Here is a 25391-nt window from a genome sequence, read left to right as displayed (position 1 = left end):
AGCGACTATTATTTTATGAATAATAGAATGAATAAGGAGAACAGAATGGAAAAATTTGGGTTAGGTTATTTGGTATTTAGTTTGAGCTATTTATATTTATTTTATTTCATTTCCAAAAAAAATGAACAGTATCGGAAATTTGTATTAGCAGGATTTGTCATCATTCAGATGATTTATTTATCTTGGCGCTTGATTTATACCATTCCAAGCGGCAGCATTTCAGAAATGATAGCTGGAAGTCTATTATATCTAGCAGAATTTATGGGATTTGTTCAGGCTTTTACGCTAGTCTTTTTATTTTGGACGCCATATAAGCGTAAAGAAAAGACACTTGATGCTTTAGAAAAATTGCCGACAGTAGATATTCTAGTAGCAACATATAATGAAAACATCGAAATTTTGGAAAGAACAGTTGTAGGCTGTTTGTCGATCGATTATCCGAAGGAACGATTGAATATTTATTTATGTGATGATGGGAATCGCTCGATCGTGAAAAAGTTAGCTGAAAAACATCATATTGGATTTATCGCCCGTCCTACACATGAGCATGCCAAAGCAGGAAATTTAAATTATGCTTTAACACAAACGAGCGGACAGATCATCGTGACACAAGATGCAGATATGGTGCCGAAAAGAGAATTTTTACAGCGAACATTAGGCTATTTTTCAGACAAAAAAGTTGGCTTTATTCAAACGCCGCAAACATTTTTCAATTCAGATATCTTCCAGCACAATTTGTATTTAGATAGTGAGATCAATAATGAACAAGATTTCTTTATGCGTAGCTTAGAAGAAGGGAAAGATCGCTTCAATGCGGTCCTTTATGTGGGCAGTAATGCATTATTTCAGCGGGAGGCGTTAGAGTCGATTGGTGGTTTTACGACCGGTGTGATCACAGAAGATATGGCTACAGGATTGTTGTTGCAAAATAATGGCTGGCAAGGAGTTTTTGTCAATGAAGCGTTGGCTTCAGGCCTTTCTCCTGAAACGTTGGGTGATTACGTAAAACAGCGTGACCGTTGGGGACGCGGCAATGTTCAAGTAATCAAAAAATATACGTTGCAGAAACTCAAAAATTTATCGTTCATTCAAAAATGGTTCTATTTAGATGGTGTGATGTATTGGTATTCCGGTATGTATAAATTGATTTATTTGATGTCACCATTTTTATATTTAGTTTTTGATATTGCAAGCTTGAAAACTACATTAACACAATTGATCGTGTTTTGGCTGCCTGCCTTTTTATCTGGAAGTTTGATGTATAAAACAGTCGCAAGAAAAAAATATAATTCTTTCATAAGCAACATTTATGAATTAGTCACAGCACCCCAAGTATCCTGGGCTGTTTGGAAGGAAACCTTATTTAGTCCAAAGAAAAATAAGAAATTTCACGTAACGATCAAAGGAGTTCAAGGGTCTAAAGGATACTTTGATTGGCGCAATTGTAAGATGCAGATTTTATTATTGTGTATCAATCTGTTCACATTGTTCTACTATATTTTTCATTTAGATTTTCAACATCTACAATGGCAAAGTATTTTATCGATCAATCTTTACTGGCTGATATACAACATTGTCAGTTTAGTAGTTGCAGTCAGTGTCGCGTATGAACGTCCGCGTCTGCCGATGAGTATCCCAGTGGATCATCAAGGAGAAATGATCAAAGATGAACAGATCATTCCTGTCCAAATCAATTATTTAGGTGAACGAAGTGTCATTATCACTGTTGAACAAAATGATCCTTATTTGAGCCAATTATTAAATCAAGAAGAAGGGCTGCTTTCTTTTGAAAAAATAAAAGAAGTAAAAATGGTTCGTTCGCGTATCTTAAACTTGGACGGAAAAGTGGAGATCACATTCAAAATCCAAAAACTTTCCCGTAAAAATCATTATTTATGGTTAGGACTGATTTATTCAGATGCAGAGCATGTAGGAGACATTCAGTCGATTCGAGTAAAATTTTACACGCTATTCAAATATATCTTTAAAAACAAAAAAGACGCACAAAAAAATCAACAGTTACTGTTATAAAAGGAGCTAATTAGGCGTATGAAAAAACAAAGAATAATTATTATGTTAATTTTGATAGTTGTTGTTTTCACAAGTTGTACTAAGAATGCTGATCCCAAAGACGTGACGACAACTTTCATTAACAATGTCATATATGGTAAGGACAAAGAAAAGGCGGAGAAGTACTTTTATGATTTAGATGCACCCACTCAAAGTGACTTAGTTCAGGATTTTTCCGAACTATTTGATTTATCAGAAACTCAAGCTGAAGAACTAGTAGAAATTTATCAACAAAAACTAGAGAATGAAACGAGCTTCTCTGTCAAGATGAAGGAAGAGTCAGGCAAAAAATCTGAGGCTGAGGTGACTATAACAGGGCTGGATCAAAGTACATTCGATCAAGTTGTTGATAAGAAAACAGATGAAGAATTAGTTAGTTGGCTACAAAACAAAGGATATGATCAAATCAAGACATTAGATGACATCGATAAGCTTACCGATGAAAAGCAGCTGAATAAATTATTGAAAGAATTGAATGGACTAAAAGATGAAGACCTTAATCAAATCCAATTTGAAGCGCTAAAAAAGACATTCAAAGAATTAAAAGCAGCGCCGAAATCTAAAACGATTCATATAGAGCTGGAGCAAGATAAAAAGGAAAAGAAATATTGGAAGGTCAAAGATGAAGAAAAAAGCTTTAATGAATTACTTGATGCATTCCAAGGATAACTATACTAAAGAATATGTTGATTAAGGAGAAGTTAGAATGAAAAAATTTATATTATTTTGCATAGCTCTTTTAATGATCGGTGTAGGTACGACCCAAATCGGCAGTACGACAGCAGAGGCTGCTTTTTCAAAAGATGAAGCTGTTAGAGAACGATTTGCTTTAAAAAGAGAACGGTTAGCTGAAGTTGTTTCTAAAAAAATTGCGCGTGTCGAGAATTCGATCAAGACAAAATTGAAAGAGCAGGAAGCAAAAAAAGCGCAGAAACAAAAAGAAGAAGAGACGAAGAAAGCGGCAGCTAAAAAAGCAGAAGAAGAAAAGAAAGCAGAAAGTGAGGCTCAAGAAGCTGCTAAAGTCGCTGAACAACAGACTGTCGCCGAACAGCCAGTCGAAGCTTATCAGCAAGAAGAAACGGCTCAAGTCCAAGAAGAAGCAGGGGCGGCAACGGATGCTGTTTCCGGAGCCTCAGCAAGCGGACAAGAACGTGGGCAAAAGAATAGAGAATGGGGCAATCAGTTGAGCAATCCTAATTTGACACCGGCAGAGCGTCAAGGTATCATTCAAGAGAAAAAGAATTACAACCGTGGTAACTATTAGTAAGCTGAACAATAGGTTGTCCCATGAATAAAATAGGTAACAGATACCGCTGTGTTAAAACGTATGTGGCGGTTTCAATGTACATTTTGTTTAGAAAGAATAGGTGCAAAAATTGGTCATGATTGTTTACTCGTAGTTTATGTATATTATAGGAAGTATTAGGAACGGTCAGTAATTTGTCAATCAAAACTGTGATAAGGGGATTGAGCGATGAGGGCTTCAAGCCAGTTTAAAAAAGGTGCTTTAGAGATGTGTGTACTTCATTTTATCCAAAAGGAAGATCGTTACGGCTATGAATTAACACAACGAGTAAATCAATTTATACCAATTACTGAAGGGGCACTTTATCCGGTGTTGCGTCGGTTAGTCAAAGAGTCCTACTGCATTATTTATGCCAAAGAATCACCCGATGGACCTTCTAGAAAGTATTATCAGATAACAGATAAGGGACAAGAATATTTGGCACTTTTGGAACATGATTGGGACGAGTTTGTTGATAAAGTAAACGAGTTGAGGAGGGCAGATTAGTGAGTACGATGGAGGAATATTTAGACCAGCTAAAAGCTGCTTTTGCTGAAGAAGATATAGAAGAATTCAATGAGTTGAAAGAAGATCTACTGGAGCAGTTGGCTGTGTGTTTGGAAGATGGACAAACAGAAGCCGAAGTTGTAGCTAGACTTGCTTCACCGCAGGAAATTGCGGCTGATTATTACGCAGATCTAAGTTTAGATGCTGCAATCAATGCGAAAACATCTGTTGTTCCTCGGGAAGAGATTCAAGATGTTTTTATTCAAACACAGAAAAAGAGAATGCAAAAGTTATTAAAGACGGTGATTAAAGTGTTAAAACCATTGATATTACTTTTGTTAGTGGCAGAATTTTCTTTTTTTCTCATCTATATAATCAAAGAACTGCTTGAAGAAAAAAATCTTGCTGGTATTCCGTTGGTTCTTTGTTTTTTAACAGCAGCATTGATCCTTCAAGTAGTAAAGAGCTGGTTCATTGAAAAGAAAAAGTTGATAAATATCTTCTCTACAGCAGCGTTAGTATTAGGTCTAGGGGTATTGTTGGTATTTTCTCTCACAGATCGTTTGATGTATACAGGTAGACAGTATTATAAGGAGATCGAACTTTCTTCTAGTAAAAATGCTTCATTCAGTTTTGATTCAGATGCAGATGTCGAAATCACAACTGTGGAGGTTTCTAGCACGGAAAAGCCAAGTTTGATGGTTAAGGGAAGATTTAAAGAAAGCGATATTCAAAAGATCGAAAAAGGTTCTTATAAGAACAAGGTCGATTTGACACTTGATGAAGAGAATATCTTTGATACATTTACTAAAACAGGGCGTTCAGAAGTGATGTTTTTTATCCCAAAGGGAACGATTCTCGATGATTTTCACTTAGGTCTAAGTCAAGGAGATTTACGCTTACTGGACATTCAGACGAAAAATTTTGATTTGGATTTAACTTCAGGAGATGTCTATGCTAAGAATATTATCGCGGATGAAGGTCATGTGAAAAGTGATTTTGGAGATGTGATCATTGAAGAATCTGCAATGAATCTAGCGGTGAAAAGTGACTCTGGAAAGACTGTTATTACGGGAATGCTGGGTGATTTGACGATCGACGGCAACAGTGGACTGTCTATTTTGAAATTCTTACGCTCAGATAATATCGTATTGAACAACCATTCGGGTCGAATGATTTTGGAAGATACTGAGACAAAGAAACTAAAAGCAACGGCTACAGATGGACAGGTCATTGTTAAGAGAACAAAAGGTGATCTACTGATGAGCAATGAAAAAGGCAAAATCGTTTCAGAGGAGAATAAAGGAGAGCTAGAAATAGAAAATATTTCTGGACCGATCATTTCGATTCAAGATAGTAAAGTAAACGCCAAAGTATCCAGTCATTCCGGCTTTATTAAGTGGCTTCAAGATCCTGCTCAAGCAGTGAAAGTCACAGCGAGCACAGGAACAGGGGAAATAAAAAATGATTTTTCAAAAGTACCTTCTGGCAAATATAGTATTGATGTCCAGTCAAAGACTGGTGATGTCAAGATTTTGAAAAAAGTAGAGTAACTCTAAGAAATATAACTATTTATATACACATAGGGAAAGTGGAGTTAGATTGAGTCTAGTCTAATTCCACTTTCTAATGTATAAAGCAAAAAGACGAGTATCATAAGGAGAGCATATGTTTAATAAAGGAAAAATCAAAAAGTGGTTTAAGTATGGGGAACAAGCTATGGAAGCTAAAGATTATAAGCAAGCAGTCTATTTTTTTAAATTGGTTATTGAAGGAAGTATGAAACATGGCGGTATTCGATTCAATGATTGTTTCAATGCGCTTGTTCATTTAGGCGATATCTATAATGAAGAGCAATGTTTTGAAGAAGCAGACCTGCTTTATCGCATGGCAGCAGGAATGGATTCTTCGGCCAAATATGTGTTGCTGAAGGATGAAATTTTCCATACTGAATTTGGCTATGAGACAAATCGTAAAAAATGGCTGAAAAGAAATATGATCGATTACACAGATATCATTCAGGCGAAGAAAAAGAACCATTGGGGATTTTTGATCGATGAGACAAAGACAGAAAAGCAAAGTGGAACAGAACTTAAAAAAATGAAAAAGCAGAGCAAAACAGATCCATCTGAGGAGTCCATTTGGTCTTATTGTGATTCTCTTGATACATCCACTTTTTAAGTTGGTAAAAATTATAAAGGTAATGAAAAAAATGAAATAAATAGAAATTATTCTGACAGTTTGTTGACTATGAAATTGTTTTTCTTTAAAATGAGTAGTAGATAGAAACGAATAAAATAAAAAAGGCACTTCATAAATCAGTTGGCGCTGATTTATGAAGCCCTGAGAAGTCAGAAAAGGCTGACCAATCAAGTTGCCCGTGTTGATGTATAACATCAACACTCTCCATTTTACTCAATTTTGAGGAAAATATCTAGGATTTTCTTCATATAGAGCTAGGTGGCTGTGTGATGCTTATTTACTGAACATGCAATGGTGTTGGTGTAGTTTGCCAACACCTTTTTTCGTTTGTTTCTATCTGGAAAGTGTAAAATCTGTAGGATGGATGCTTTAGGATTGAAGCCGACAGTCCTAAAGTAATCAGCTGTTCTTGATTTTACACTTTCATGAAGGATCAAGAATATCCTGAATCGGATGATCAACGTTTAGGTGGTAATGTTCGATCCGATTCAACTGATCTTTGATCATTCAATGATATGGACAGGGATAGCCATTTTTAGATGAATAAAAGAGAATTGTCGTAGAATCACTTTTAGCTCATCTGGGGTTATAGCTGTCCATATTTTCATTTGTTTACTGAGCAGAAGTTAGACTTGATCATCTGTACTGAAAAGCTAGTCTTACTGTTTTTGTTATGTGTGCTGCTTTCTTCATAGCCAGATAGAGTAAAAAATGTTAGAATAGCCAAGACAAATCAAGTAGAAAGAGTGACAAATATGCTTAGTACAGAAGATTTTGATTTTGATTTACCAGAAGAACTGATTGCTCAAACACCGCTGAAAGATCGGACAAGCTCACGACTTTTAGTTTTGAACCGTGAAACAAAAGAAATAGAAGATAAACATTTTCATGACATCATTGACGAATTGAATGCCGGTGATGCTTTAGTTATGAATGATACACGCGTGCTGCCTGCACGTTTATATGGAGAAAAACCTGATACAGGCGGACATTTAGAAGTACTTCTTTTAACGAATACAGAAGGAGATACTTGGGAAACATTGATCAAACCCGCCAAAAGAGCTAAAAAAGGCACTGAGATTCATTTTGGTGATGGACGTTTGAAAGCGACCGTTGTTGAAGAGCTGGAGCATGGCGGACGAATCGTTGATTTTACTTATGATGGGATTTTCCTAGAGATTTTGGAATCCTTAGGAGAGATGCCTCTACCGCCGTATATCAAAGAACGCTTAGAAGATCCAGAACGATATCAAACAGTGTATGCAAAAGAGAACGGCTCTGCCGCTGCACCTACGGCTGGTTTACACTTCACACAAGAATTACTTCAGAAGATACAGGCAAAGGGTGTAAAGCTAGTCTATTTGACCTTGCATGTTGGTCTAGGAACATTTCGTCCTGTCAATGTAGAAAATATCGCTGAACATGAAATGCACAGCGAATTTTATCGGTTGACAGAAACGGCTGCAGAACAGTTGAATGAGGTTCGGCAACAGGGTGGAAAAATTATTGCAGTTGGAACGACCTCTATTCGTACGCTAGAAACGATCGGTACAAAATTTGATGGACAGATCAAAGCAGACAGTGGCTGGACAGATATTTTTATCACACCAGGTTATGAGTTTAAGATCGTTCAAGCTTTTTCAACGAACTTCCATTTACCGAAGTCCACATTAGTAATGCTGGTCAGTGCGTTTGCTGGACGTGATTTGACATTAGCTGCTTATCATCATGCTATAAATGAACGCTATCGCTTCTTTAGTTTTGGAGATGCAATGTTCGTGAAATAATATAAAAAACTCATCGACTGCTTGTTCTTTTAAGGAAAGCAGTTGATGAGTTTTTTTGTATTCGAGGTAGTAATAGTTATAAGCCGCTTAGTAGTAATGTTTGAGATAATTCTCTTTTACGAACGGATCTCGGTAGGAAGCAACGAATTTCATCTTCATTGAATCCAATTTGCAGTCTTTTTTCATCGATCATGATTGGACGACGTAAAAGACCTGGATTATCTTTGACTAGCTCTAAAAGTTCGTGTAAAGGTAATTCATTGATATCTATCGCTAATTTTTGGAAGATTTTGGAACGAATCGAAATAATATCTTCAGTTCCTTCTTCTGTAAGAATTAATATATTTTTAAGTTCATCTAAGGTAATAGGTGTAGTGCCAAAGTTTTTTTCTTCAAATGGAATCTCATGGTCGATCAGCCATTTTCTCGCTTTTCTACATGATGTGCAACTATTTGTCGTATAGAGTTTTAACATAAATTTCATATCCTTTCGAAAATATTGGTACATACCTCTTAACAACTATAATATACTAAAAGTACAAAATTCACAAAATAAATGCTTGCGAAATGGCTGATTATTTCTATCAAAAGAGAGAAATAAATAAATATCTTGATTTTAGTGTTATTTTTTATAGGAATCAGTTGCTTTAACAAGTTATCTTGGACTTTTATTCTGTTATCTTTAAAACTGAGGATAGGAGAGGGAAAAACGGGAGAGAATGTTCCATTTGACTCGAAATAAAGTAACAAGCTCTTCGATAAAATAAAATTAGCATAGTATTTTAACTATTTTTTTATTATTATTAAGGTATGATACGATCAAGGAGAGAAAAAAATGATTGAAGAGATAACGTATAGTTATGCGACGACGATTTCGGAAAGAATTCAATGCTGGAAAGATTTGAAGATAGATGGCGAAGAAGAAAAACAGTTCTTAAAGAAATGGCAGGGAAGGAAAAGCTTGTTAACACCAGCTGATTTTAATACAATGCTCAAGCAATATTCCTACGATGAGCATCTGTTTAGTAGAGCTTTTCTCCCCTTTACTGAAGAACGGGCGAAACAATTGCTACCAGAAATCGAAAAGAGTCAGTGGTTCCGATTGCATCAACAGTTATTTACAGATGAAATCCCGCTTAAGGAACTAAATTTAAGTGCTGCGTTACGTTTCCATTTAGCTTTTTACGAAAAACATATTCGTACCTTGACTGAGAAATATTCAGAAATCCATATAACAGAGGAAGTGATCAGTGATTTAGTTGACCAGTTGAGAAAAGAATTCTTTTTTATTTCTCAAAAAACGCTTGCATGGGATGTTCATCAAATGATAGAGGAATATCAACTAAAGGGAGAATCGAAAGAAGCGGAATTTGTCAGCTATATTAAAGAATTTCTTGGGGATAAAGAACGAACTTTTTTGTTTTTTGCAGAATATCCGACCTTGGCTCGACTTCTAGCTGTCAGATTGACATTTGCCTGTGAGGTGATTGAAACTTTTCTTGCTTCTTTGAGCCATTCGGCAGAACAGCTAATTAAACTTTTTCAGGTGGACTCCCCCTTTAAATTGACAGAAGTTTTAGTGGGGCAAGGGGATAGCCATGAACGAGGAAAAACAGTGATCCAGTTTCGATTAGGAGACGTTCCTTTAGTATTTAAGTTCAAAGAATTAAAGATCGGTGAACGGTTTAATGAGCTGTTGACCTATGTGGAAGAAATAGACAAAACAGCGTCATTTTACAAGGTCCAGCGTTTAGTCCAGCCTGATTTTACAATCGAGGAAAAGGTCAGTTATAAAGAATGTACAAAGGAAAATGAGGTTGTTGAGTTTTATCAACAGTACGGCAGATTATTGGCATTGACTTACTGGTTAGGTGCAACGGATCTGCATATGGAAAACGTGATCGCACACGGAAATCAGCCAGTTTTAATCGATGTAGAAACGCTAATTCGTCCGGAGATACTTCATACAAAGAAAAACACTCGGCAATTAAGAATAGAAAAAAACTCAGTGCTTGTAACAGGCTTGATCCCACAAAGAAAGCAGTGGAAGCGGGAAGTAGAACTTGATGCATTATCAGGCACGAAGCAAAAATTACCTCAAAAAGTCAGTCGATTAAAAGAAGAGTATTCAAGTGAAATTGCGTTCCATTTAGAAGAAGCCTACATGCCAGCAGCTAAAAATATTCCAGCTCTAAATGGCATTGAAGTGGATTATCATAAGTACCGGAAGGTTATCCTGTCGGCGTTTAAAGAGATGAACACACTTTTGCTTAAGAATAAAGCCGTTTTCATAAAAAAAGTTAAGGAACTTTTTTCAGGGGTACAAATTCGTCTGATTTACAGAGATACTCAGGATTATGGGAATTTATTGAATTTTACGCTGCATACAGATTGTATGTCCAACTACATCGAACGAGAAAAGGTGATCGAAAATGTCTGGGCTAGTAAGGTCGTGCCGAAAGCACTTATTTCTACTGAGGTCGAGTCATTGTTAGTGCACGATATTCCTTTTTTCACAGCGAATACTTCTTCGACGAGTATTTACGCAAATGGCCAAGAATTTCGACAGATGCTAAAATATTCTCCTTTGGAAGAGACTGTGGCCCATATGGAACAAATCACCAAAACAACCAGCCAGTTTTCCTATCTTTTATTGAAAGAAAGTCTTGAGATGCTGGAATATGATTTACAGAAAATTGAGATTCCAGAGAAGAATCCAGCTGTTCAAGAGCCATTACTAAAAAGAGCCGCAGATATTGGAGATAAAATAATTGAGCAATTTGCCATAGATACAAAAAGGCAAACGATAGACTGGTTATCTATTTTGCCCCCTGATGATCATGACGTAGTCGTTTCCTATCCAGGGAAAGATCTTTATGAGGGGAGCGGCGGCATCTATTTATTTTTTGTTTACCTTAATCACTATGTTCCTAAAAAAATGTATCAATGTGTGATCGATTTGCTGGAAAAAGAGATTTTTGATTCTGAGGATACTGAAGAAGTTTATGAGAGCGCCTTTTTCTCTGAAGGAATGCGTCTTACCGTAGCTTTTTACGCCTATAGATTGCTTGGCGATGAAAAATATCGACAATATTTAGAGGACAGCCTGGAAGTGTTGCTACTTAATTCAAATTCGCAAAATGATCAACAAAGTGAGTGGATATATGGAAGAAGTAGTTTGCTTGCGGTATTGGCAGCGATTTATCAAACACTGAAGCTCCCGTTAGCTAAACAAGTGCTTGCAAAATATATGGACTCAATGACGTGTCAGGAAATGACAGATAATAGTTTTGCTCATGGATATGCTGGAGTTTTGTATGGTGTGTATCAGGCAAGTCGAGTATTACAAGATAAAAAAGCAGAAACTATTCTTTTATGGTATAAAGAAAAATTTACAGAAAAATTAGCGATAGAGGATATAAAAAATGATTCATGGTGTCGTGGTTCATTAGGGATAAGGCATGTTTGTGAGATGCTTCAGATCGATTTTCCTATAGAAAAAATGAAGAGACTACCATTCCAAAATGATTGCTTGTGTCATGGAGCAGCTGGGAATGTCGAAGATTATACAGATAATAATTTGCTATTAAACAAAAAGAGCTTCAACTTGAAGACTGATACTGAAAGTTATCCAATCAGTCTATTTGGTGGCTTAGCTGGAATTGGGTACCAATTATTGCGAATATTTAACGTACATGAAGTTCCGTCAGTATTATTTATCCAATAAACAATCTGAAAAAAGAACTTTACTTATTTAGTGGAACATCTTATAATCAAATTATTAAGATAAGGGGGAGAAAAAATATCATGAGAAAATTATCTATTGAAAAAATGGAAACAGCAAAAGATACGAAAAAAGTGGATGCGGTTGTTGGAGCTTCATTTGAAAGAAGTAAAAATTCTGAAGATACAATTGATCGCTCTGAAACAATTGTTGCAAATACTGTTGGTGGTTGGTCAAGACTAATTTGTTGGCCATAAAATTTAGTAAAGAAAAAAAAGCTAACGTTAGTTAGCTTTTTTAGATTGTCTTTTTCAAGATCATAATGCCAATTGCTTCGGCACTAGATATAATTAGTACTGCAAAGTTTAAAATCCATGAGTAAGCTAGTTCATTGTATGATGCAACTTCGTAAAATAGGTTGCTTAATGAGAAAAGTATTACCAAAGTGACAATGAAAGAAATAAAGCTTGCAGTTGAAATAATTTTCTTTCCACGTTCATCTTTTCCTTCTTTGCTAAAGAAAAAGTAAACTGAGTACACGATGAATACAATAGACAATACAACAACTACTAGGCTAGACCAATGATTTACAGGCAAGTTATCAAAAAAAGATTTAAGTGATTCGATCATAATTTATCCTTTCCTTCCGTTAATCGGTTTCTTCGCTTGTTTGCTCGTCGTCTGTTAATTTTTTGAAAGTGAAGATCTGTTCAATCGGCACTTCAAAAACATCTGCTATGTCATGAGCCAATAAAAGGGAAGGATTGTACCTATTTCTTTCTAGTTGAATGATAGTTTGTCTAGATACTCCTACTTTATCAGCAAGTTCCTGTTGGGTCATGCGTTTCATAGCTCTGTAGACGTGAATGGAACTCTCAAAGGATGAGTTCTTCTTTTTTGGCAATGCAAATCCCTCCAATAGTCTAATTTATGTATCAAATAAAAAGCGCATAGTCACTATACCATATCTTACTTTCACTTACAAATATCTTGCAAAGAAAAAAGCCAAGCTTCTCGACTAGCTTGGCTTTCGTTTCCGGAAGGAATCAGTGTATTGATTTATATTTTTTTTACTTCTAGTTATACATGCAAAGTAATTAGTTGAATTTCTTGTTCATAAACCAAATGTTGTCTTCATTACATTTTCTACATTTCTTAAAAATATTTTTTTAATCAAACTATCTTTCTATGCATTCTTTTCTTTAAATGGGACTGAATCTTCAGTGTTTTTATGCATATTCACTATTTGTAAAGATGTTTTTATGATTTTTTACTTTACACATATAGGTGTTGAAAGGTGAATCGTGCTCTGCTAACAATTTTGTGTTTACTCATTTCACGCTTCGAGAAATTCTTCAATACTACTGATATGTCCTCCTTCCTTCTATAATTATAGTAACATAAAAAGTAAGCGTTTTCAACGAAAAAGCTTCTTTTTTTATAAATTATTTAGTCAAATAGTAGCGGAAGCTAGAAAGAAAAATGAAAAATTACCCATATTTATTGAAGTCTGAAAAAAAAACATGTTATAGTGAATATAGCCACTATATTAATAGAAGGAAAAAATAAGAATGGGGGGATAGGATGGAAGCATATAAACAACCTATCGAAACAATTATTAAAGAGGTAAATACAAATAGAGAGCAAGGTTTAACGGAACAAGAAGTAAAAAAGCGATTAGCTGAACACGGCGCAAATAAGTTTCAGGAAACAAAGAAAGATTCCGTTTTAAAAAAGTTTTTCCACAGTTTATCAGATTTTACAACAATTATCTTGTTAGTTGCAGCAGCTATCTCGTTTTATACAGCGATCGCAACTGAGCATGGTGATTACTTTGAGGGAATCCTGATTATTGCGATCGTGATCATTAATGCAGTACTAGCGATCGTTCAAGAAGGAAATGCAGAAAAATCACTGGCAGCTCTTCAAAACATGAATAAACAAAGTAGTGCGGTTTTACGTGACGGCAAAGTGGAAACGATTGATGCAGAAGCTGTTGTCGTAGGAGATATACTTGTTTTAGAATCAGGAGCGATGATCACTGCAGATGCCCGTTTGATTCAAACGGCTCAACTAAGAGTGGAAGAATCAGCGCTGACAGGTGAAAGTGAGCCGATCGAGAAAGATTCAGAATACATAATAGAAAAGGATGCACCACTTGGAGATCAGTTGAACATGGTCTTCAAAGGATGCACAGTTGCAAATGGTCGAGGCAGAGCAGTGGTTACAGCAACAGGGATGCAAACTGAAATGGGTAAGATCGCGGGTCTGTTGAATGACGATGTGACACAACAAACACCATTGCAAAAGCGTTTAAATCAATTAGGAAAACGAATCAGCCTGATTGCACTAGGAGCCGCGGCGATTGTTTTTATTATTGGACAGTTACAAGGGGAACCATTATTAGAAATGTTTATGACGGCTGTTTCATTGGCAGTCGCAGCTGTACCTGAAACGTTGATGGTCATCGTTACATTGACGCTGGCTTTTGGCGTGCAGAAAATGGCGAAAAAACATGCGATTATTCGCCGTTTACCAGCAGTTGAAACACTCGGGACCGCTAATGTCATTTGTTCGGATAAGACAGGGACGCTTACCCAAAATAAAATGCGTGTCAGACGTGTCTGGTCTCGTGGAGATGAAGTGACGGATACAGAAGACGCAATGACAGATGAAGCGATGGAAGTGTTAAAAATGGCTGCTCTTTGTACGGATGTGATCGTGGACAAAGAGGGTGACGATTTAGTCATTCAAGGAAATCCAACAGAGGCGGCAATTGTGCGTGCAGTCGAAGAAAACTACCATACAAAAGCTGAGTTAGAAGAAAAATACCCAAGAATTGGCGAAATTCCATTTGATTCAGAGCGCAAAATGATGACGACGGTTCATAAAATGGGGAAAAAATATATTTCTGTTACCAAAGGAGCCTTTGATGTCTTATTGACCCGTTTTCGTTTTGGTGATTTGGATCAGGCCGCTGTAGTTAATGATCGTTTCGGAAAAAGGGCTTTACGAGTGATTGCTGTTGGTTACGCGATATATGATGAAGAACCTACTGAAATTACTTCTGAAGCCTTAGAGAAGAATTTAAGGCTATTAGGATTGATCGGGATGATCGATCCGCCGAGACCTGAAAGTAAAGGCGCAATTGCCAGAGCTAAAAAAGCGGGGATCAAAACAGTAATGATCACAGGAGATCACGTGGTGACTGCTGGCGCAATTGCAAAAGAATTAGGTATTTTACAAGACAAAAGTGAAGCGTTGACTGGTTCAGAGTTACAACAAATGTCTGACGAAGAACTGGATCAACGAGTAAAATCACTTTCTGTTTATGCACGGGTAACACCAGAAGACAAGATTAGAATCGTAAAATCATGGCAGCGGACAGGAGCTGTAGTCGCAATGACAGGAGACGGTGTCAATGATGCCCCTGCTTTAAAGGCCAGCGATGTTGGTTGTGCGATGGGGATCACTGGAACGGACGTAGCCCAAGGCGCAGCAGATATGATTTTAACGGATGATAACTTTGCTACGATTGTTGATGCAGTAGCCCAAGGACGTGCAGTTTACAGAAATATCCGCAAAGCAGTAAATTTTCTGCTGAGCTGTAATATTTCAGAGATTTTTATTGTATTGATTGCTATGCTTTTAGGTTGGGGTGCACCGTTCACAGCGGTACAACTACTATTTGTCAACGTAGTTGCAGATGGCTTGCCAGGTTTTGCTTTAGGGAAAGAACCTGCTGAAGCTGGCATCATGGATGAAGCACCAATTCCGAGAAATGAAGGGATTTTTGCGCGCGGTTTATGGCAAAAAATCGGAATCAATGCCTTTGTTTTCACCGTGATCACACTCTTTGGTTTTTATTTAGGGGCAAATGTTGATTCCGTATCATATTTCTTTGATGCAAGCCATGAAGTAGGCCAAACGGTGGCTTTCTTGATCTTAGCTTACTCATCGATTTTACATGTATTCAATGTCAGAAGTACTCAATCGATCTTTAGAGTAAAACTTGCAACGAACAAATCATTATTTGAAATGGCAGTATTAGCTGTGATTATTACCACAGTGATCGCATTGTTGCCATTTACACAAGAGTTATTTGGTTTAGTGCCGATTGGTATGAATCATTGGCTGTTGGTCTTTGGTCTTTCTATCGTGCCGATTTTTGTGAATGAAATGATTAAATTCCATTATTCTTCAGACGAAGAGGAAGAATAAAAAAAAGAGGATAAAATGGCTTGGAATACTGTCTTTAGCAAAGGCAATATTCTAGGTCTTTTTTTGTAGAAAAAACGAATAAAAAATATTTATATAAAAAGACTTGCTAAAATAGTGTGAGAGTATTATAGTTGTTATCAAAATCAGTTATTTTTTTATTGATTTTGTTAATTAAATAAAAAATTAAAACCACTATTTTTATTTGGCTGACCAAATAAAAATCTTAGGGGAGTAGCGACATAGTTTACTATGTTCTTAGATCAACAGCTAGTGTGAATAACACTGGTCTAGGAATGAAATTGCGAGACCTAAGTGTAAGGACCAAGTGTCGTTTCACTTAGGTCTCTTGTTTTGCTTTTTAAGGGAACAAACATCTGAAAAAAAGTGGTTGGAAAGATGTATCGTTGTGATTTACAGGCTATTCCCTCGGAAAAAGATAAAAACTGCCAGTGATAAAAAACATCACTTTCAGATTTTCCTATTTTTCGTTTGGGACAGATCGAGCTTGTACAGCTTTTGCATCATCTAGCTTCAAGAGCTAGTCTCTCGGAAAAAAGATGACTATTGCTCGTGGCAAAAAGCACCACGTTCAATAGTCCCTATTTTTCGGTCGAGACTGAATGAGCTCTTTCAGCTTTTGCATCATCTAGCTTCAAGAGCTAGTCTCTCGGGAAAAAGATGACTATTGCTTGTGGTAAAAAGCACCACGTTCAATAGTCCCTATTTTTCGGTCGAGACTGAATGAGCTCTTTCGGCTTTTGCATCATCTAGCTTCAAGAGCTAGTCTCTCGGAAAAAAGATGACTATTGCTCGTGGCAAAAAGCACCACGTCCAATATTCCCTATTTTTCGATCGAGACTGAATGAGCTCTTTCAGCTTTTGCATCATCTAGCTTCAAGAGCTAGTCTCTCGGAAAAAAGATGACTATTGCTCGTGGTAAAAAGCACCACGTTCAATATTCCCTATTTTTCAGTCGAGACTGAATGAGCTCTTTCAGCTTTTAATTTTAGGAGGAGAATCTTGTGGGAGAGAAGTCTAAGTTTTCGCATCATCAGAAATTGACCGCTGCTGGTCTTTTAGTGGCTATGGGGGTCGTTTATGGCGATATCGGAACTAGTCCGCTTTATGTAATGAAAGCAATCGTTGGAGATAATGGCGGTCTTCAAAATGTGTCAGAGAACTTTATTATTGGAGCGGTGTCATTGATTTTTTGGACACTGACGATTTTAACAACGATCAAATATGTTGTGATTGCTTTGAATGCGGATAACCATGGTGAAGGAGGGATCTTTTCTTTATATACGCTTGTGCGTAAAAAAGGGAAGTATCTGATCATTCCGGCGATGATCGGAGGAGCTGCGCTTTTAGCAGATGGTGTCCTGACTCCAGCTGTGACTGTGACGACTGCAATAGAAGGATTACGTGGTATTCCGATATTTTTCGAGCGTTTCGGAAATGATCAAAATATTATTGTGATCATTACGTTAGTGATCATCCTTGTGCTGTTTTCAGTGCAGCGCTTTGGGACAGATGCTGTTGGTAAAGCATTTGGACCAATCATGTTTGCTTGGTTTACTTTTTTAGGTATCATGGGTCTGATCAATTTTGGACAAGATTGGACGGTATTGCGGGCGTTGAATCCCTATTATGCGATCCATCTTTTAATGAGCCCTGAAAATAAGCTGGGGATTTTTGTTTTAGGGAATGTCTTTCTTGCAACAACTGGTGCAGAAGCATTGTACTCTGATTTAGGTCACGTAGGAAAATATAATATACGTGCAAGCTGGCCGTACATCAAAGTCTGTTTAGTACTAAATTATTTAGGTCAGGCTGCGTGGATTTTAAGTGCTAAAAATGATCCATCGATTTTAGCGATTGAAAACTTGAACCCATTTTTCCAAATGATGCCAAATAGCATGATGCTGTTTGGAGTTGTGTTTGCTACGATCGCAGCAGTCATTGCTTCACAGGCTCTGATTTCAGGTTCGTTTACTTTAGTATCAGAAGCGATCAAATTAAAATTATTACCAAGATTAAAAATCATTTATCCTGGTGCGAATATCGGTCAAATGTATATTCCGGCTGTGAATACACTGTTATGGCTGATTTGTTCATTGATCGTAATAACATTTAGAACATCTACACATATGGAAGCCGCATATGGACTTTCGATCACAGTAACGATGCTGATGACAACTATTTTGCTTATGTTCTACCTTCTTCAAAAAGGTGCACCGCGCGGAATTGCTTATCTTATTACTTTATTCTTCGGCAGTATTGAATCGATTTTCTTTGTGTCGAGTATTGCAAAATTCTTCCATGGTGGTTACGTTGCTGTGGGGATCGCCCTTTTGATCCTTAGTGTGATGACGATTTGGGAATGGGGCAATATCATCAAAGAGAAAACATCAGATACAGTGCCTTTGAAGCAATATGTGGAGCAATTGCGGATGTTGAAAGAGGATACTTCTGTACCAAAATCTCAAACAAATGTGGTCTTCATGACTCCTGATTTGATCGGTGAAGAAATTGGCCGACCAATTATTTATTCGATTTTAGATAAACAGCCGAAACGGGCAAATGTTTATTGGTTTGTCAATGTTGAAGTAACGGACGATCCTTTTACGAAAGAATATTCTGTTGATATGATGGGAACTGATTTTATCGTTCAGGTTCAATTGTATCTAGGCTTCCATGTGGCTCAAGAAGTAAATATCTATATTCGCCAAATCGTTCATGATTTGATGAAAGACGGGCGTTTACCAAAACAGCCACAAAGATATTCCTTGACTCCTGGTCGTGAGGTAGGGGATTTCCAATTTATCATTATTCGGGAAGAGCTTTCAAAAGTTACTGAGTTAAAAAAATGGGATCGTCAAATCATGCAATTGAAGCTGGCAATCAAAAAATGGACGACCACTCCGGAAAACTGGTTTGGTCTGGAATATAGTGAAGTGAAATATGAGTCTGTACCATTGATCATTGGTGATACACGTAAAACACGATTAAGAGAAAGAAAACCTGTGTTATAACGTCAAAAAGCTTTAGTCCGTTGATCGGGCTGAAGTTTTTTTGATTGCTCTTATTCGCACAATTTGGATTAGACAAGTATAATGAGCACAGAGAAGAAAAACGAGGTGTAGGAAATGCTTGCAATTAATTTTTTTATTTTATTTTTAATGATCGCTGTTACTGCTTTTTTTGTAGCAAGTGAATTTGCTCTAGTGAAGATTCGAATGTCTAGATTGGAACAATTAAAAAAAGATGGGGTCAAAAATGCTGAACTGGCGATCCACGTCACACATCATTTAGATGCTTATTTATCGGCAAGTCAGTTAGGGATCACTTTGACTGGATTGATCATTGGTTGGGTCGGTGAAGGCTCTGTAGCTGCTTTACTACATCCTTTGATCGGCAACTTACCGATCAGTGCAGCATTGAGCAGAACGGTTTCTATTATTTTAGGTTTTGCATTGGTTACTTATGTTGATGTTGTAGTAGGTGAGTTATTACCTAAAAGTTATAGCATTGCGCAAACAGAAAAAGTTGTTTTAGCTATAGTTAAACCGCTGCATTATTTTTATAAAATCATGTATCCATTTATTTGGCTGTTAAATCATTCGGCAGCTGGATTAGGAAAATTATTAGGGATCAAACTAGTTTCAGAAGGTGAAGAAACCTTGACTCAAGAGGAATTACTTTTTGTGGCAGTCGATTCTTATAAAAAAGGTGAGCTCACAAAGGAAGAGTATCATTATATGGAGAATGTCTTTGAATTTGATGATACCCTCGCAAAAGAAATTCAAGTCGATCGGACATCGATGGAAGTTTTTGAGGCGGATGAAACGGTCACACAAGCGATACAGCATTCTTTAAAACGAGGACACACAAGATATCCTGTGATCGAAGAGTCAAAAGACCAGGTACTGGGCTATGTTACCTTGCCGACATTGATCAGAGAATCTTTTGTAGATGGAGAAAGAAAAGTCTGTGATCTAGTCGAAGAACCGATCGTAGCTCTAGCGACAACACCTATCAAAACCTTGTTGACAATGATGCGTAAAGAGGGAAAACATATCGCGATTTTAAAAGATGAATATGGCGGAACTACTGGAATGGTCACGATCGAAGATATTTTAGAAGAACTTGTTGGAGATATTCGTGATGAAACGGATTTGGAAACGGCTCTGATCGCAAAAGAGTCAGAGAATACGTATATCATCTCAGGAAAAATCACGCTGGACGATTTTGAGCGTTATTTCAAAGTTAAAATACCAGAATTTGAAACGTCTGAAATGTCGACCTTAGCAGGATTTATTGTTGAACAAAAAAATACTCAAATTACAGTTGGGGATCGATTCGTATTTAATGAATTTACTTTTGAAGTCATGGATTATGAGCATGCACATATTGATTATTTTAAAGTAACAAAATAAAATAAGAGTGAGACAAACTGTTGTTTGACGTTTGTCTCACTCTTTTTGTTAAACTATTAAGCTCTATGATAAGTCAAATCAGAGGGACCGAAGAAAGAGCCTGAAACAGACATTTGGGAGAAATTCTCTAAATCGATGTCATGAACAGTCAATGTGAAGTCATTATCAGGAACGTGATTTCCTTCTGCGTCATACACTTCATTTGTGATGAGTAGGCTTTGATTTTGTTCGTCCCAATTTAAAGCTGCTAATTTAATAGAAAAAGCACCTCCTACACCTGACATTGGTGCTATGCTTGCAGTTTCACCTGAAAATGAAGCGGACCATTGTATCCCGTTAGCGTCATTTTCAGTTGAACGCCATTCGCCCATTAGTGCATTGTAAATCGTTTGCGGATCTTTAGGAGTAGTTTCAGCAGTAGTGCTTGTTTCAGTGTTGGTTTCTTCGTTAACCGATGATGGAGTCACATCTACTGTGTCGGTAGTCTCGATTGTTACTGTAGCATCTGTTTTTGTTGTAGCATCTGTTTTGGCTTTAGTATCCGTTGTCACTACTTGAGTAGATGTTTTTGGTTGTTCAGATTTGCTCTCCTTTTTCCCACCGCACGCGCTTAACGTTATTAATAGTAGAGTTGCCATAAGTAATGTTGATTTTTTCATTGTGTAACCTCCTTTTGATATATCTATTGTAACTTTAAAGAAATGTTTTTGCAATACAATTGTAATAAAAAAGACTGTTATATTTATTGTATCGAGTATAGGTAATTGCATTCATTTTTGCTAAGAGAGTAGATAAATAGGAATAGAAGAAGTAAAATAGAACGTATCGTACAACAAATCTTGGAGGTGATTTAGGTGATAAACGTAACAGAAATAACGGAAAAATTATCTCCAAATCAAAAGATCAATTATGATCGTGTCCTGCAAAAGCTGATTGCAGATTGGGAAAAACGGGCGATTCGCCCAACTATTTTACTTCATAGCTGTTGCGCACCTTGCAGTACGTATACACTTGAGTACTTAACGAAATACGCGGATGTGACGATTTATTTTGCAAATTCCAATATCCATCCTCGGGCAGAATACTTGCGGCGTGAAATCGTTCAAAAACAATTTGTGGAAACGTTCAATGAACGAACGAATAATGATGTTCACTTTTTATCTGCCCCTTATGAACCTAATGATTTCATGCAGATGGTCAAAGTAAATAACTTGTCTGAAGAACCAGAAGGTGGCAAACGCTGTTCTGCTTGTTTTCACATGCGCTTGGATATCGTTGCTGAGAAGGCACAAGAATTAGGCTATGATTATTTTGGCAGTGCGCTGACTTTGTCACCAAAGAAAAATAGTCAATTGATCAATGAAATTGGGATCGATATTCAAAAATTTTATGCAACAAACTATCTACCAAGTGATTTTAAAAAGAATAATGGATATAAGCGTTCGATCGAGCTTTGCAAAGAATACGATGTCTATCGTCAATGTTATTGTGGTTGTCTATTTGCCGCAACTAAGCAAGGTGTTGATCTTAAAATGGTCAATAAAGAGGCAAGAGAATATTTAAAAGGTCAAATGGAATAGCTAATAAGGCAGATGAGAGAATTACGCAGCTCAAAGAAGAGCAGCGTAATTTTTTTGTTTATTTTTTTAATATAGCTAAAAACTATATTAAATGATAGAAAATAAGTGTTATCCTATATTTCTTTCTCGTGGTAAAGTAGTTGAAATACCTTTTGAAGGAGGAAATGTATGAAAACATCGATTATTGGCTTTCCCAGAGTTGGGGAATTACGGGAATTAAAATTTGCGACAGAAAAGTATTTTAGAAAAGAGATCACAGCGGATGAACTGGAGACTACGGGAAAAGAGTTGCGGAAAAAGCATTGGCAGCTTTTGGTCGATCAGGGAATCGATTTCATCCCCAGTGGTGATTTTTCTTTTTTCGATACAACATTGGATACAGCAGTCTTGCTGAATTTAGTACCGAAAAAATATAAAGAGTTAGAGTTGTCACCGCTTGAAACATATTTTGCATTGGCAAGAGGGTATCAAGGTGAAGCTGGTGATGTAACGGCATTAGCAATGAAGAAATGGTTCAATACCAATTATCATTACATGGTTCCGGAAATTGATGATGAAACGGAACTTCAGCTAGTTGGCAGTACGCTAGTCGATACCTTTAAAGAGGCGAAAACCCTAGGAATCAAGACACGTCCAACGATATTGGGTCCTTTTACATTATTAAAATTGGCTACTTATCACGGGCAAAAAGGTGCCGAAGATTTTTATCAAGCAGCTATTTCAGCATACAGTCAATTATTTACAGAGTTATCCAAAGAAGAGTGCGAATGGCTTCAGATCGATGAACCAGCATTAGTCTTAGATTTGACACAAGAAGAAAGCAAGCAGTTTAAGACATTGTATCAAGCATTGCTTGCTGAAAAAGGCGATCTAAATATTTTAGTTCAGACATATTTTGGAGACGTTCGAGATGTGTATCAGGAATTAGTTGATCTTCCTTTTGATGGGATCGGTCTAGATTTTGTTGAAGGAAGAAAAACATTAGAATTAGTGGAAAAATATGGTTTTCCAAAAGATAAATTACTTTTTGCAGGAATTATAAATGGGAAGAATATTTGGGCAAATGACTATCAAAAATCGTTAGCGCTGATCGAAAAGCTTCAATCAGCCGGTGAGATTGTTTTAAATACGTCTTGTTCGTTACTGCACGTTCCTTTTACACTAAAAAATGAAACTTCTTTGGGCGTTGATGTAACGAAACATTTTGCTTTTGCTGTTGAGAAATTGGCTGAAATCAATAATGTGAAGAAAATCAATGAAGACAAGCATCTTAATCAAGCGTTATTAGAAAAAAATATCAGCTTATTTAAACAGGAACGCTATACTAAAAATGAACAATTGGCACAGAAAATCGAACGTTTGACAGAGGATGATTTTGTTCGTCGGCCAGTCTTGGTAGAACGTGCGGCTATTCAAAAAGACAAATTGAATCTGCCGATTTTACCAACGACAACTATTGGTTCATTTCCGCAAACCAAAGAGGTAAAACAAAATCGAGCTAAATTCAAAAAAGGTGAGATCACAGAAGCAGAATATACTGCGTTCAATCAAGAAAAAATTGCTGAATGTGTCGCCTTTCAAGAAGAAATTGGCTTAGATGTTCTTGTTCATGGTGAGTTTGAGCGAAATGACATGGTAGAGTATTTTGGCGAGAGTCTGGATGGTTATTTGTTTACTGAAAAGGCATGGGTACAATCATACGGCACTCGTTGTGTGAAGCCGCCGATCATCTGGGGGGATGTGTCACGTTCGAATCCAATGACAGTTTCATATTCTAAATATGCTCAAAGCTTGACAGATAAGCCTATGAAAGGAATGTTGACAGGACCTGTAACGATTTTGAACTGGTCATTTCCGCGAGAAGATATTAGTTTGAAAGAGTCGACATTGCAGCTAGCTTTAGCTATTCAGGAAGAGGTTTTGGATCTAGAAGCTAATGGGATCGAGATCATTCAGATCGATGAAGCAGCTTTACGGGAAAAATTACCGTTGCGTCAATCCGACTGGCATTCTGAATATTTGGATTGGGCGATTCCGGCGTTTCGTTTAGTGCACAGTAAAGTCCAACCAACGACTCAAATTCATACACATATGTGTTATAGCGAGTTTGCGGATATTATTCGGGATATCGATAATATGGATGCAGATGTGATTTCGTTTGAAGCCTCTCGTTCAAATTTAACGATTTTAGATGCTTTGAAAGCTATTGATTTCCAAACACAAGTGGGACCTGGTGTTTATGATATCCACTCACCACGAGTGCCTTTAGTCGAAGAAATAGAAAAGACGATCCATAATATTTTAAAAAAGTTGCCTGTTGAAAAAGTTTGGGTCAATCCGGACTGTGGATTGAAAACGCGTGGAGTGCCCGAAACACATGCAAGCTTGAAAAATTTAGTTCTCGCAGCTAAACAGGTACGTGGAGGGATTTAAATGAGAACAGATGCCTTGTTTAAAGAAAAAACCGTTTTTTCTTTTGAAATATTTCCGCCAAGAAGAACAGCTCCTGTAGAGACGATTTATCATACGTTAGAACGTTTAAAAGGACAACAGCCTGATTTTATCAGTGTTACATTAGGCGCTGGCGGCACAGGAAATAATTTAAGTACAGCAGATATTGCTCAAAAAATACAAGAAGAACAATTTTTGCCAAGTGTGGCTCACTTACCTGCTGTCAATTTTTCTAAAAATGAGGTCATCGCAATTTTGGATGAATTAAAACAGAAGAAGGTCGAGAATATTTTGGCATTGAGAGGGGATATTTTGCCTGACAAAGAACCTAAGAAAGACTTTGTTTATGCGAATGATCTCATTACATTTATTCATGAACAAGGACAATTCAATATCATCGGTGCCTGCTATCCTGAAACGCATAGTGATGCCGCGAGTTCGGTAGAAGATATTCAAAATTTGAAACGAAAAGTAGATGCGGGGACGAATCAACTGATCACACAATTATTCTTTGATAATCACTACTTTTATACTTTTAAAGAAAAATGTGAGATAGCAGGAATCGATATACCGATTCAAGCAGGGATCATGCCTGTCGTAAATAAGAAGCAAATTGAACGGATGGTAAAAATGTCGAATGTGACTCTGCCAACAAAATTTTTGAAGATGATGGAGCGCTATGAACACAACCCAGAAGCGATCAGAGATGCCGGCATTGCTTATGCAATTAATCAAATTGTAGATTTGGTTGCTCAGGGTGCAGATGGTATTCACTTGTACACGATGAATAATCCTTATGTAGCACAAAAAATCAGAGAAGCGACGCGTAGTCTATTTGAAGCATAAAAAAATACTGAAAAAAATGAACTGTATGGAATAACTGAACAAAGTTATTCCATACAGTTTTTTTCTGTTCATAAAATTAATTTATTTATATATGTAATCGCCTCTTTTTCAATTTTTAAAATAACGTTAAATTACATTTATTTGTTTGTTTTAAAATAACTAAAACTCTGTTTTTTATTTTTATGTATATATAACAAAATAGATTTAGTTGTGTTTAAAAGCATTTTTAATAACTTTCCAAGCATTAATAAAATAGATTTTTAAGGAAAATCAAAAATCCAT

Annotated in this window: 19 protein-coding genes; 15 read left to right on the top strand and 4 right to left on the bottom strand. The window is 36.7% G+C overall.

Annotated features, from left to right (window positions below):
* The first annotated feature begins 45 nt into the window (after positions 1–45).
* The 7 genes from IGI58_RS04400 to queA all read left to right on the top strand — a co-directional run bounded on the left by IGI58_RS04400 (position 46) and on the right by queA (position 7851).
* Positions 46–2031 (top strand): glycosyltransferase, encoded by a 1986-nt coding sequence (locus IGI58_RS04400; protein WP_429954337.1) that lies wholly within the window; start codon positions 46–48, stop codon positions 2029–2031.
* 18 nt (positions 2032–2049) lie between these two features.
* Entirely contained in the window at positions 2050–2739 is a 690-nt protein-coding gene (locus IGI58_RS04395; RefSeq protein ID WP_429954338.1) for a hypothetical protein, read from the top strand.
* Between the two features lie 37 nt (positions 2740–2776).
* Complete coding sequence (locus tag IGI58_RS04390; protein WP_429954339.1) at positions 2777–3334, top strand: hypothetical protein; 558 nt, start codon at positions 2777–2779, stop codon at positions 3332–3334.
* Positions 3335–3544: 210 nt separating this feature from the next.
* Entirely contained in the window at positions 3545–3862 is a 318-nt protein-coding gene (locus IGI58_RS04385) for a PadR family transcriptional regulator (protein WP_429954340.1), read from the top strand.
* Positions 3863–3870: 8 nt separating this feature from the next.
* A complete protein-coding gene (locus IGI58_RS04380; protein WP_242585552.1) occupies positions 3871–5415 on the top strand; it encodes a DUF4097 family beta strand repeat-containing protein in 1545 nt (514 codons plus the stop codon).
* Between the two features lie 115 nt (positions 5416–5530).
* On the top strand, positions 5531–6043 hold the full coding sequence (locus IGI58_RS04375) for a hypothetical protein (protein WP_429954341.1): 513 nt from the start codon (positions 5531–5533) through the stop codon (positions 6041–6043).
* A 776-nt stretch (positions 6044–6819) separates the two neighbouring features.
* Positions 6820–7851: a tRNA preQ1(34) S-adenosylmethionine ribosyltransferase-isomerase QueA gene (gene queA, locus IGI58_RS04370; RefSeq protein WP_087640886.1), complete on the top strand. Its 1032-nt coding sequence runs from the start codon at positions 6820–6822 to the stop codon at positions 7849–7851.
* Positions 7852–7927: 76 nt separating this feature from the next.
* Here queA and spxA read toward each other — a convergent pair whose 3' ends face one another.
* Complete coding sequence (gene spxA, locus IGI58_RS04365; RefSeq protein ID WP_087641539.1) at positions 7928–8326, bottom strand: transcriptional regulator SpxA; 399 nt, start codon at positions 8324–8326, stop codon at positions 7928–7930.
* A 360-nt stretch (positions 8327–8686) separates the two neighbouring features.
* Here spxA and lanM point away from each other — a divergent pair, with 360 nt between their 5' ends.
* Positions 8687–11578, top strand: coding sequence for a type 2 lanthipeptide synthetase LanM (lanM, locus tag IGI58_RS04360; RefSeq protein ID WP_429954342.1), 2892 nt, complete (start codon positions 8687–8689; stop codon positions 11576–11578).
* 80 nt (positions 11579–11658) lie between these two features.
* A complete protein-coding gene (locus IGI58_RS04355; RefSeq protein WP_188634503.1) occupies positions 11659–11832 on the top strand; it encodes a hypothetical protein in 174 nt (57 codons plus the stop codon).
* Positions 11833–11872: 40 nt separating this feature from the next.
* Here the strand turns inward: IGI58_RS04355 and IGI58_RS04350 are convergent, their stop codons facing one another.
* Complete coding sequence (locus tag IGI58_RS04350; protein WP_429954343.1) at positions 11873–12205, bottom strand: hypothetical protein; 333 nt, start codon at positions 12203–12205, stop codon at positions 11873–11875.
* Between the two features lie 19 nt (positions 12206–12224).
* Positions 12225–12479: a helix-turn-helix transcriptional regulator gene (locus IGI58_RS04345; RefSeq protein WP_086329112.1), complete on the bottom strand. Its 255-nt coding sequence runs from the start codon at positions 12477–12479 to the stop codon at positions 12225–12227.
* 680 nt (positions 12480–13159) lie between these two features.
* Between IGI58_RS04345 and IGI58_RS04340 the strand changes: the two genes are divergently transcribed.
* The 3 genes from IGI58_RS04340 (at position 13160) to IGI58_RS04330 (ending at position 20232) form a co-directional block, all read left to right on the top strand.
* The gene (locus IGI58_RS04340) at positions 13160–15796 is read left to right on the top strand and encodes a cation-translocating P-type ATPase (protein ID WP_429954344.1); all 2637 of its coding nucleotides are present in this window, start codon (positions 13160–13162) and stop codon (positions 15794–15796) included.
* Between the two features lie 1085 nt (positions 15797–16881).
* Entirely contained in the window at positions 16882–18828 is a 1947-nt protein-coding gene (locus tag IGI58_RS04335; RefSeq protein WP_429955371.1) for a KUP/HAK/KT family potassium transporter, read from the top strand.
* 114 nt (positions 18829–18942) lie between these two features.
* Positions 18943–20232 carry a hemolysin family protein gene (locus IGI58_RS04330; RefSeq protein WP_429954345.1) on the top strand — a complete coding sequence of 430 codons (1290 nt, stop codon included), beginning with the start codon at positions 18943–18945 and terminating at the stop codon, positions 20230–20232.
* A 56-nt stretch (positions 20233–20288) separates the two neighbouring features.
* Here the strand turns inward: IGI58_RS04330 and IGI58_RS04325 are convergent, their stop codons facing one another.
* On the bottom strand, positions 20289–20891 hold the full coding sequence (locus IGI58_RS04325; RefSeq protein ID WP_429954346.1) for a hypothetical protein: 603 nt from the start codon (positions 20889–20891) through the stop codon (positions 20289–20291).
* A 195-nt stretch (positions 20892–21086) separates the two neighbouring features.
* On the opposite strand from IGI58_RS04325, the gene IGI58_RS04320 reads away from it, so the two are divergent.
* The 3 genes from IGI58_RS04320 (at position 21087) to metF (ending at position 25109) form a co-directional block, all read left to right on the top strand.
* Positions 21087–21812, top strand: a complete 726-nt coding sequence (locus IGI58_RS04320) for an epoxyqueuosine reductase QueH (RefSeq protein ID WP_429954347.1) — start codon at positions 21087–21089, stop codon at positions 21810–21812.
* A gap of 168 nt (positions 21813–21980) precedes the next feature.
* Positions 21981–24245 carry a 5-methyltetrahydropteroyltriglutamate--homocysteine S-methyltransferase gene (gene metE / locus IGI58_RS04315; protein ID WP_225533569.1) on the top strand — a complete coding sequence of 755 codons (2265 nt, stop codon included), beginning with the start codon at positions 21981–21983 and terminating at the stop codon, positions 24243–24245.
* Positions 24246–25109, top strand: a complete 864-nt coding sequence (gene metF / locus IGI58_RS04310; RefSeq protein WP_087640894.1) for a methylenetetrahydrofolate reductase [NAD(P)H] — start codon at positions 24246–24248, stop codon at positions 25107–25109.
* Positions 25110–25391: the final 282 nt, after the last annotated feature.

It is taken from the genome of Enterococcus sp. AZ020, from assembly GCF_050499205.1.
Lineage (GTDB): Bacteria > Bacillota > Bacilli > Lactobacillales > Enterococcaceae > Enterococcus_L > Enterococcus_L dunnyi.
This window is presented reverse-complemented; position numbering and strand designations above follow the sequence as displayed.